This is a genomic window from Brenneria populi (assembly GCF_036016195.1).
Lineage (GTDB): Bacteria > Pseudomonadota > Gammaproteobacteria > Enterobacterales > Enterobacteriaceae > Brenneria > Brenneria populi.
In genome coordinates, this window is record NZ_JAYWTM010000032.1 from 1 (window position 1) to 10,233 (window position 10,233).

The following is a 10,233-nucleotide window of genomic DNA, read 5'->3' on the forward strand; positions in this document are numbered from 1 at the left end:
CGCCGCGCCCGCGGCCACTAGGGCGGCGCTGCCGGAGGAGGAGCCGCCGGCGGAATAGCCGTGGCGGTGCGGGTTATGCACCGGAGCCGGATCGGATGTGTGACTGCCGCCGGACAGGCAGAAGTGCTCGCAGACGGCTTTGCCGAGAATGGTGGCGCCGGCGTCCAGCAGGCGGGTGGCGACGGTGGCGTCGTAGGATGGAACGAAGCCTTCCAGCGTCGAGGCGCCGTTCATCATCGGTACGCCGGCCAGCGCCACATTGTCTTTAAGAACCACGGTGCGGCCGGCCAGCTTGCCGGATGCCGCGCCCTTCACTTCAGTCTTGTAGTACCAGGCGTTGTGGGGGTTCTCGGCGCCGGAGGGGCGATAGCCGGCGGCGCGCGGGTAGCGCATTTCGGGGATGTCGTCAGGCAGTTCGTCGACCAAATCGTAGGCATCGAAGTTGGCCTGCATCAGCGTCAGATATTCCGCAGCTTGATCGGGCGTCAGCCGGATGTGCAACCGGCTAGCGATGGCTTGTAGCAGTTCCGGGGTGGGGCGTTCAATAGCCATAGGGGCTTCCTTTTGTGCTGTTTAGCGTGTTTTTGTCAAATCCTGCGTCAAAAATAAGCCGGACGCTCTGCCGATACTTGTCTCGCGTGGACAATCGCTTGACTGAGACGGACACCCGTCTCAGAGGGAGCGGGCGTCCGGCGGCGAGATTCATGGTCAGGGCGCTTTATCCGGCTTCGGCCAGTTAATGCCGACGCTCTTCATGCCTTTGGCCACGTCCATTTCAGGATGCGAAAGCACCACGTCCCGGTAGGAGGGGCTGCCGATGACGGCCGGCTTGAACTGGGCAAGAAACGCGGTGACCTCCTCACGGATATCCTGGGGCACGCCGTAGTTTTCATAGCATCGTTCAATGGACTCGAACACGGCTTTCCAGTGCACTTCGGCGAGGCCCATGCCGCGGTGCGCGGTCACCATATCCCGGCCCCGGTAGACGGTGTTGCCGCCCCAGTGCTTGCACAGGAAGTCGACGAAGTTGATGTGCTCTTTCTGGAACGAGGATTCGGACATGTGCGCCCAGATATGAGTGATGTCGGGATGTTTCATGCATTCCCGCAACACTTCGCCGGCAAATTTGTAGATGGCGTCATAGCCGCCAAGACGCTCATACAAAGAAGGTTTGGATTCCATTGCAGGTTGCTGATCGGTCATGGTCTGTAACTCCGTTGCAGGTGAATGGTTTTGGTTACGGTACGTCCCTGTGCGGGTTCATGCGCCAGCCATCCTGGCTGGATCTGAATGTCAGAACACTTTCATGACGCGCAGGGTGGTATGCAGATCTTCTTTGAAGCCGCCGATGTCCATATAGTGGACGTAACGGAAAATGCCGACGAAAGAATCAAGCCCGGTGCCCTGCTTAAGAGCTCCGCCCTGGAGGGGCGAGAAGCTGTCGCGCGCGGCATAGGTGAAATAACCCAGTATCGCGTCGGTGCCAGCAGGCGCCGGAATGAGGTCTTGCGAGTTAAGATCTACGGCGTAGGACGGGGCGATCGCGAGCCAGATCGCGCCGGCGGCAAGGCTGGCGCGAAGCGTATGGTGCCTGCGTTTTCTGGAAGTCATGGCTTTTCCCTCTGTTTTATATCGCTGCATATTTAAGGCTCTAAGGCCTTATGGTTATTAATACTACGGAGAATTTTTCGCCTGACTTGTTTCAGCGAGTCAACCGTTTGACTGAGAGGGACAAACGTGAGCGGCGTGCGGGGATGAAGCGCCGCGGTGCGAACGTGGTGCGCGAATGGTGCAACGTTCGTGCTGACGGATCGGTCGTGCCGTTTTACCTGACGGCGAGTGCTGCGTGAGATTTCTTAACCGGTTGTCAATGGCATTTTCACGCCGCAGGAATCAATGATTCACGTCTCTGCATTCTTTCAACAGGTGGCGTACGATCTCACGAGCCTGTACAGGCAAAGGAACGGTATAGGGCGGGATGTCCTGCAAGCGCTTGCCATGCTTTTGCGAATGCGCTTTTAACTGCTTTACGTTGTCTGGAGGGATGAACCACAGGTTGCGTTCTAGATCAAATTATTCCGTCATAGCCAGGCGCAGTTCACCGGTGCGAACCCCCGTCAGCAGCAGGTGAAGCCCTAACTGGGTATTCAGTTGGTCATGATAGTGACGCAACTTTTGCAAAAGGGCAGGGAGCTCATGTATCCACAGAAAAGGGTTATGGGTTTCCGGTGGTAACGTTTCACAGACGTTCCCCACTATGACTGCATTAACCGGTTCGTCGCCCGTCGCCCGGCTAGAATTGGACTGCTTCATAACGGAATTTTGTCGGAAAATGAGAACGATGGTTGACATGAAAACGCCCCTGTCTGGGAGAGAAGCCTCCGGCTACAAGTGAGTAAAGTAATTCAGTTATTGTATCGTTCTTATGTCGTCTGACTAGCCAGCGAATACTTACAAGGCCTGTAAATTAATATTATCAATCAATGGGCTGACAAGATTACTTTGTAAGTGGAGCAGGGCTTTCTCTTTGAACAGCCCATCATCGCAAAATTACTCTTCCTGTATGCCCGTAGCTTTCACATGCAGAGCCTCAATAACAAGAGAGAATGCTGGCGAGGTCTGACGTCGGCTGGGGTAGTACAGATGATAGCCCGAAAATGGGGGACACCAGTCGTCAAGAACTCTTATCAATTGACCTTCTTCGAGCCAGGGTGAAAATTCTTCTTCCGGGAGATAAGCAATTCCCATTCCACCGACGGCGGCAGCAGCAATGTGTGTCGTAGTGTTAAAAATCAGTTTTCCGTCGACACGGATCTTCAATTTTTTCTCTTTCTTTTCAAACTCCCACACATCAAGTCCACCATAGGTCGGGAAACGGATGTTGATGCACTCGTGATCCACCAGGTCGCGCGGTGTTGTGGGTTTCGGGTGACTGGCAAAATAGGCTGGAGACGCGACCGCCGCCATGCGCACCTCCTTACCAATCGGGACGGCAATCATATCCTTATCGACGGTTTCGCTGAAACGTACCCCGGCGTCAAATCGATCGGCAACGATATCCCTGAACCCGTAATTGATATCGAATTCCACTTTTATATCCGGATATTTATGCAATAGAGGCATCAACTTAGGCAGCAGTGTTGTTTTCAGGACGTGATCACCGCAAGTGATCCTTACCGTTCCCGCCGGTTTATCTCGTAATTCGGTCAGCGCATCGAGTTCTTCTTCAATTTCATCAAAGCGATGACCGATAACCTGCATTAGTCGGGTTCCGGCTGCTGTGACCGAAACACTGCGCGTTGTTCGCGTCAATAAACGGATCTTTAGTCTTGCTTCCAGACCAGAGATGGCATGGCTTAATGCAGGCTGCGTCACACCGAGTCGGGCTGCTGCACGCGTAAAACTTCCTTCCCGGGCAACCATCAGGAAAGCCTGAAGATCATTCAGGTTATGTCTGGCCATATTCATGTTCTCTCATCGAATTAATAAACGCTGTTTATAAGCCCATTAATTATTAAATATCTAATCAATCATATTAGATTATGAAAAAATATCTATCAATGGGGTGGGTAAGACTGCGAGCACTACTGTAGCGGTGTTAATCGTCGACATGGTTTCGACCCCCTTACCAGAGATTCAGAATCGGCAAAGCCAGGCGGCTGCGCTGTTACGTGGTATTGCACCCCGAATCGCTAACGGAGGTTCTTAAATGATTGTTAACGCTTATGGGGCTACATCGGGTGACCGCCCGCTGGAGCCGTTGCAAATTACACGACGTGAGGTCGGAGCACATGATATCCGGATTGCCATTGCTTACTGCGGAGTCTGCCACTCCGATCTGCATCAGGTGCGGGCGGAATGGGCGGGTACTCAGTTCCCTTGTGTGCCAGGCCATGAAATTGTCGGTCGGGTTGAGGCTGTCGGGGCGCATGTTACCGGTTTCCGCGCTGGTGATCTGGTCGGGGTCGGTTGCATTGTAGACAGTTGCCGTCACTGCGAAGAGTGCGATTCCGGTCAGGAAAACTATTGTGACGGGATGGTCGGTACGTATAACTTTCCCACCACAGATGAGCCGGGCTGGACACTAGGGGGATATTCCGGGCAGATCGTAGTACATGAACGTTATGTATTGCGTGTTCGCCATCCGGCGGAACAACTCGCAGGTGTCGCTCCACTGCTATGTGCGGGCATTACCACCTGGTCACCACTGAAGCACTGGCAAGCAGGCCCGGGAAAAAAAGTGGGCATTGTTGGAATTGGTGGGCTAGGCCATATGGGGGTCAAGCTGGCGCATGCTCTGGGTGCACATGTTGTTGCGTTTACAACGTCTGATGCCAAACGCGACGATGCCAGGGCACTGGGTGCCGATGAAGTGGTGGTATCGCGTAATCCAGAAGAAATGGCCGTGCATGCCAAAAGCTTTGACCTGATCGTCAATACCGTTGCAGCACCACATAGCCTGGATGCTTATCTGACGCTGCTCAAACGCGATGGCACCCTTACTCTGGTCGGGGCACCGGCCTCGCCACATCCTTCGCCTGAAGTATTTAACCTGATTTTTAAACGCCGGGCTATTGCCGGGTCGATGATCGGCGGCATTCCAGAAACGCAGGAAATGCTCGATTTTTGTGCTGAGCACGGCATTGTCTCCGACATCGAGCTCATCCGGGCTGACCAAATTAATGAATCCTATGAACGTATGCTCAAGGGCGACGTTAAGTATCGCTTTGTGATTGATAACGCCACCCTGGCAGCCGCTGAATAAGAAAGAGTAGCTTATGAAAACGAATATGAAAAAGTCTGATGCAGATATCCAGACTGAGGAAAACGGCCTTCCCCGTAGAAAGTTCCTTCAGGGGGCTGTTGTGGGATCGGCTGCATTACTGGCAGCGAGTTCGGGTATTGCCAAAACCGTACCTGTGGCAGCTAAATCCCCCCTGCAACTGACGCAGGAATGGGACAAAGTTTTCCCCAAAAGCGACAAGGTGGATCACCAGAAAATCACCTTTATTAATCGGTACGGTATTACTCTGGCAGCTGACCTGTATCTGCCAAAAAACCGTGCCGGTAAACGCCTGGCGGCCATTGTCGTCAGCGGCCCGTTTGGTGCCGTGAAGGAGCAGTCGTCCGGATTGTATGCACAAACCATGGCGGAACGTGGTTTTGTCACTCTGGCATTTGATCCCTCTTATACGGGAGAAAGTGGTGGAGAACCGCGCAATGTGGCCTCTCCTGATATTAATACTGAAGATTTTAGTGCCGCCGTGGACTTTATCGGCTTACACCCTTCTGTTGATCGCGAGCGTATCGGCATCATTGGTGTGTGCGGTTGGGGTGGGATGGCTCTCAATGCGGTTGCCGTCGACAAGCGTGTAAAAGCGGTTGTTGCCAGTACCATGTATGACATGACCCGCGTAATGTCGAAGGGCTATAACGACAGCGTTACCCTTGCACAGCGCACGCAGACACTGGAGCAACTGGGGCAGCAACGCTGGGCGGATGCAGAAAAAGGCGCACCGGCTTACCAGCCGCCTTATAACAAAGAGGTAACGGCGGGGGCGGCCCAGTTCATGGTTGACTACCACGATTATTACATGACGCCTCGCGGATACCATCCACGGGCGGTTAACTCAGGCAACGCGTGGACCATAACCACACCGTTATCCTTTATGAACATGCCAATCTTGACTTACATCGCGGAGATATCTCCACGTCCGGTTCTGTTTATCCACGGTGAAAAGGCGCACTCACGATACTTCAGCGAAACCGCCTATGCCGCTGCGGCGCAACCGAAAGAGTTGATGATCATCCCCGGGGCAAATCACACCGATCTCTATGATCGCATCGATGTGATTCCGTTTGACAAACTGACGGACTTTTTCACCACACACCTCGCCTGAGTCATCAGGCAACCCGATCTGAGGGCAACCTCAGATCTCTATATGCTCGCCATAGCACAACCGATTTCACACGAAGCGAGGACATATTTTGAAGACATTAACGCTGATGCTGGCCTTTGTCGCCAGTGCCTTTTCATTCACCGCTACCGGGCAGGACATGTCACGTGGCGCGGATAATTTTTATAAAAGCACACAGGTCACCACGCAAAAAGTGTCTTTCAACAATCAGTACAAAATGAAGATTGTCGGCAACCTGTTTGTTCCCAAGAATCTGAAGGAGGGCACCCGTTACCCAGCCATCGTTGTGGGGCACCCGATGGGGGCCGTCAAGGAACAAAGCTCTAATCTTTACGCCCAGAAATTGGCTGAACAGGGATTCATTACCCTGGCTATCGACCAGTCTTTCTGGGGGGAGAGCGAAGGGCAGGTACGTAACGCCGTTGCACCGGATATTTATGCTGAAGCATTCAGTGCCGCTGTCGATTATCTCGGAACTCAGCCCATCGTAGATCGTGAGCGTATTGGTGTGCTCGGAATTTGTGGCAGTGGCAGTTTCGTCGTCAGCGCGGCCAAGATTGATCCACGTATGAAGGCTGTAGCGACGGTCAGTATGTACGATATGGGGGGAGCTAAACGTAATGGGCTCAATCACTCCCAGACACTGGAACAACGTAAGCAGGTCCTTGTTGAGGCTGCGAACCAACGCTATACCGAATTCACCGGAGGCAAAACCCCGTGGGGAAACGGAACACCGCTAAAACTGACCGCAAATTCCAATGCTATCGAACGCGAGTTTTATGACTTTTATCGCACGCCTCGCGGTGAGTTCACGCCTGCTGGAGCCTCATCGGAAACGACGACTTTCCGCAAAGATGCAATGGAAGTGAAATTTATGAATTTCTACCCATTCAATGACATTGAAACCATTTCCCCGCGTCCAATGTTGTTCATTACCGGTTCTGAGGCGCACTCCCGCGAATTCAGCGAAGAAGCCTACAAACTGGCTGGTCAGCCGAAGGAACTGTTTGTGGTACCGGGTGCCGGTCACGTCGATCTCTATGATCGTACTGACCTTATCCCGTTTGCCAAACTGACGTCCTTCTTCAAAGACAGCCTTAAGTAAGAGGCTACCCTGTCGTATTCCATCCGGGAGGAGCAATGATGAAAATACATTTCGTTGTCTGTCTGGCACTGAGTGTCTGCCTGGCGAATATGGCAGGGGCAGCAAGTTCCTCGGAGTCAACACTGGCTGACAGTTCTACCGCTATCAGCCATGCAAGTGAGCAGAGAGTGAAAGTTCGGATTGCCATAGGCTCAAAGATGATGACGGCTGAACTGGATGACAATCCTACTGCGCGCGATTTTCTGTCTCTTTTGCCGCTGACCGTTACGCTGCGGGATTACAGCCGTGCGGAAAAAGTCAGTGATGCTTTGCCGCGCCGTCTTTCCGAAGCAGGCGCGCCGGAAAGTGCCGCTGGTGAGACAGGTGACATCGCATATTACGCCCCGTGGGGGAACATCGCGTTTTATCGCGGTCAGGGGCCGGATGCTTCGGGCGTCATTAGAATCGGAAAAATACTCTCTGGTTCTGAAGCACTTCATCAGTCAGGTCAGATAAGCATGACCCTTTCCCGGGCGGAATAGCCCGAAGGAGCAACAACATATGTATGCAATTGGATTGAATCATTATGGTGGTCCAGATGTTCTGCAGCGCGTGGCGCTCCCAGACCCTCATCCGTTACCGGATCAGGTGCGGATAAAAGTGCGAGCGGCTGGGATTAACCCTGTCGACATTATGGTCCGTGACGGTTCCCTTAAAGATTGGTTTGCTGGTGCCCAACCGCCATTTGTACCGGGTATGGATATATCCGGAACTATAGATGAAATGGGTGGCGGCGTTGATCCGGCATACGGTTTGACGGTAGGTCAGGATGTGGTCGGTCTCGTGGATAACTTTGGCAGTTATGGCGGTTACAGCGAGTATGTCTGTCTGCCAGCGGCGTCTGTTATTCCTTTACCTGAGAAGACGCCATTGACTGCGGCAGCATCCTTTCTGATGAACGCATTAACGGCCCGCAACGCGCTGGATACCCTGCGGCTAACGGAAGGCGCGACGGTGCTGGTTACCGGCGCGGCCGGTGCTGTGGGCGCTTATACCGTCGCGTTAGGAAGTAAAGATCGCCTGAATATGGTGGCTGTTACCTCACCTTCAGATGAAACCTTTATGCGTACTGTTGGAGCCAGCATGGTGATTGCGCGGGGAGATGACATTGCCATGCGGATCCTCAAAGCCCTTCCACAGGGTGTTGATGCGGTGGTGGATGCGGCCGATCTTGGTGAGCAGATCATCCCCGCTGTTCGTTCAGGAGGGACTGTGATTACTCTACGTCCAGGTAATGAAGATGGTTTTGAGCGCGGTATTAACGCGATATTTGTGAATGTCCGCGAACGTATCATTGATCATGCCGCCCTTTCCCGTATCGGACAACAGGTCTCTGAGGGGGTATTGCCTCTTAGAGTCGCAGCTGTCTTCCCGGCTGCTGATGCTGTTGCCGCGCATCGCCGCTTCGACGAAGGCCGTCTGCGTGGCCGCATCATTCTCAATTTTGACACCACAGGTACATCGGTTTGACTGATAAGATACAACATCATAAATTCCGCCCCCGGCAAGCCTGGGGCGCGGTACTGGCAATGTCCCTCTCGGCATTTGCGCTGGTGGCATCAGAATTTATGCCGGTCAGCTTGCTGACGCCAATTGCGGGTGAACTGCACATCAGTGAGGGCCAGGCCGGGCAGGCTATTTCCATTTCCGGAGCATTCGCTCTACTCACTAGCCTGATGATCTCTGCCGTGGCCGGTAAACGTGACCGTAAACACATGTTGCTCTGTCTGACATTGCTGATGATTATCTCCGGCACCGTTGTAGCCTTTGCTCCAAATTATGGGGTATTTATGGTTGGGCGTGCGCTCATTGGAATAGCTATCGGGGGATTCTGGTCTCTGTCGGCAGCGGTGGTAATGCGATTGGTTGATTCGCATCATGTCCCCCGGGCGCTGGCGATCCTGAATGGTGGCAATGCGTTGGCAACAGTGCTTGCTGCTCCTCTGGGCAGCTTTCTGGGGGCGATTATTGGCTGGCGCTGGGCTTTTTTTTGCGTAGTGCCGGTGGCTGTCATCGCTCTGGCGTGGAAGATTCAGGCGTTACCGTCGCTAAAGCAGGATGTAACACCGATATCAGGCAATATTTTTCGGCTGCTGCACCGTCTACCCGTTGTACTTGGTATGACAGCTTGTGCCCTGTTTTTTATGGGCCAGTTTACGCTGTTCACTTACCTGCGACCCTTTCTTGAGAGCGTTGCGAAAGTCGATACCACTACACTTTCCTTGATCCTGCTGATTATCGGTGTGGCCGGTTTTGCTGGTACTGCATTGATTGGCATTTTTATCAGAAGGAACTTGTATCGCCCCCTGATGGTGCTCCCGCTGTTAATGGCTGCGATCGCGCTGGCGCTTGTGAATGTCGGTGAGCATGTTGTCGTCACTACGCTTCTGTTGGGGCTATGGGGATTGTTTGCTACCGCAGCACCGGTCGGTTGGTGGACATGGCTGGCAAAAACGTTACCGCAAGACGCAGAAGCTGGTGGTGGCTTAATGGTGGCTATCATCCAGCTCGCCATCATGCTCGGCGCGGTCACTGGGGGAGTACTTTACGATGCCAGAGGCTATCAAGCCACTTTTGAAGTCAGTGCTGTATTACTTATAGCGGCATCCTTATGTGCACTGTTTACAGCGCGTAGTGAGGGGGGAACGTCGATAAAAGTCATCATGCGATCATGATAATGCTTACAGCATGTTCTTATTATCAGATGGTCGGTCACCTTGCTGGATAGTACTGCGTGGGCTTTTTCTCCACTATTCCGGAGATTAGTCCTAGTCGGATCGGTTAAATTTTGCGGAGAACGTCATGCAGAGTATTCATTACCTCCCGGCCACGCTGGTTGAATTTGGACCCGGGCGGGAAGTAAGTATTGTCAGTCATATTATTGCAGCAGGTATAAGAAGAATTCTGATTTGCTACGGTAGCGAAAACGTCAGACAGCAGGGGCTTTTTCAGGCAATCACTCGTCAACTGACGAGAGCTGGTGTTGCGTGGACTGGATATGGCGGCTTGGTCTGTGATGAGACACCGTTTGCATTACAAAAGGCCATTTCACATGCCAGCGAAGCCCATGCACATGCTATTTTCAGTGTTGGAGGGGGCGCTATGCTGGACAATATGAAGGACACTGCGGTTACTACATTCTGCGCCAGTAATTTACGGATACCATCACGC

General features: G+C 53.1%; 12 protein-coding genes. 7 read left to right on the plus strand and 5 right to left on the minus strand.

What is annotated here, in order from left to right:
• The 5 genes from VSX58_RS20280 to VSX58_RS20300 all read right to left on the minus strand — a co-directional run.
• Window positions 1–552: amidase family protein (locus VSX58_RS20280; protein WP_327619689.1), on the minus strand; the 552-nt coding region annotated here is incomplete at its 3' end.
• Between the two features lie 156 nt (window positions 553–708).
• Window positions 709–1,203: a group I truncated hemoglobin gene (locus VSX58_RS20285; RefSeq protein WP_327619690.1), complete on the minus strand. Its 495-nt coding sequence runs from the start codon at window positions 1,201–1,203 to the stop codon at window positions 709–711.
• A gap of 90 nt (window positions 1,204–1,293) precedes the next feature.
• Entirely contained in the window at window positions 1,294–1,611 is a 318-nt protein-coding gene (locus VSX58_RS20290; RefSeq protein WP_327619691.1) for a hypothetical protein, read from the minus strand.
• Between the two features lie 462 nt (window positions 1,612–2,073).
• Window positions 2,074–2,313 (minus strand): hypothetical protein, encoded by a 240-nt coding sequence (locus VSX58_RS22600; protein WP_433913814.1) that lies wholly within the window; start codon window positions 2,311–2,313, stop codon window positions 2,074–2,076.
• 237 nt (window positions 2,314–2,550) lie between these two features.
• A complete protein-coding gene (locus VSX58_RS20300; protein ID WP_327619695.1) occupies window positions 2,551–3,462 on the minus strand; it encodes a LysR family transcriptional regulator in 912 nt (303 codons plus the stop codon).
• 247 nt (window positions 3,463–3,709) lie between these two features.
• On the opposite strand from VSX58_RS20300, the gene VSX58_RS20305 reads away from it, so the two are divergent.
• The 7 genes from VSX58_RS20305 to VSX58_RS20335 form a co-directional block, all read left to right on the plus strand.
• On the plus strand, window positions 3,710–4,765 hold the full coding sequence (locus VSX58_RS20305) for an NAD(P)-dependent alcohol dehydrogenase (RefSeq protein ID WP_327619692.1): 1,056 nt from the start codon (window positions 3,710–3,712) through the stop codon (window positions 4,763–4,765).
• A gap of 25 nt (window positions 4,766–4,790) precedes the next feature.
• The gene (locus VSX58_RS20310; protein WP_327619696.1) at window positions 4,791–5,900 is read left to right on the plus strand and encodes an alpha/beta hydrolase; all 1,110 of its coding nucleotides are present in this window, start codon (window positions 4,791–4,793) and stop codon (window positions 5,898–5,900) included.
• An 88-nt stretch (window positions 5,901–5,988) separates the two neighbouring features.
• The gene (locus VSX58_RS20315) at window positions 5,989–7,023 is read left to right on the plus strand and encodes an alpha/beta hydrolase (RefSeq protein ID WP_200064664.1); all 1,035 of its coding nucleotides are present in this window, start codon (window positions 5,989–5,991) and stop codon (window positions 7,021–7,023) included.
• Between the two features lie 35 nt (window positions 7,024–7,058).
• Window positions 7,059–7,544 carry a cyclophilin-like fold protein gene (locus tag VSX58_RS20320; protein WP_046878095.1) on the plus strand — a complete coding sequence of 162 codons (486 nt, stop codon included), beginning with the start codon at window positions 7,059–7,061 and terminating at the stop codon, window positions 7,542–7,544.
• Between the two features lie 19 nt (window positions 7,545–7,563).
• Window positions 7,564–8,532, plus strand: a complete 969-nt coding sequence (locus VSX58_RS20325; RefSeq protein ID WP_327619693.1) for an NADP-dependent oxidoreductase — start codon at window positions 7,564–7,566, stop codon at window positions 8,530–8,532.
• A 59-nt stretch (window positions 8,533–8,591) separates the two neighbouring features.
• Window positions 8,592–9,737, plus strand: a complete 1,146-nt coding sequence (locus tag VSX58_RS20330) for an MFS transporter (protein WP_327619697.1) — start codon at window positions 8,592–8,594, stop codon at window positions 9,735–9,737.
• A 127-nt stretch (window positions 9,738–9,864) separates the two neighbouring features.
• Window positions 9,865–10,233 (plus strand): iron-containing alcohol dehydrogenase (locus VSX58_RS20335; protein WP_327619694.1); only part of this gene is annotated, 369 nt, incomplete at its 3' end.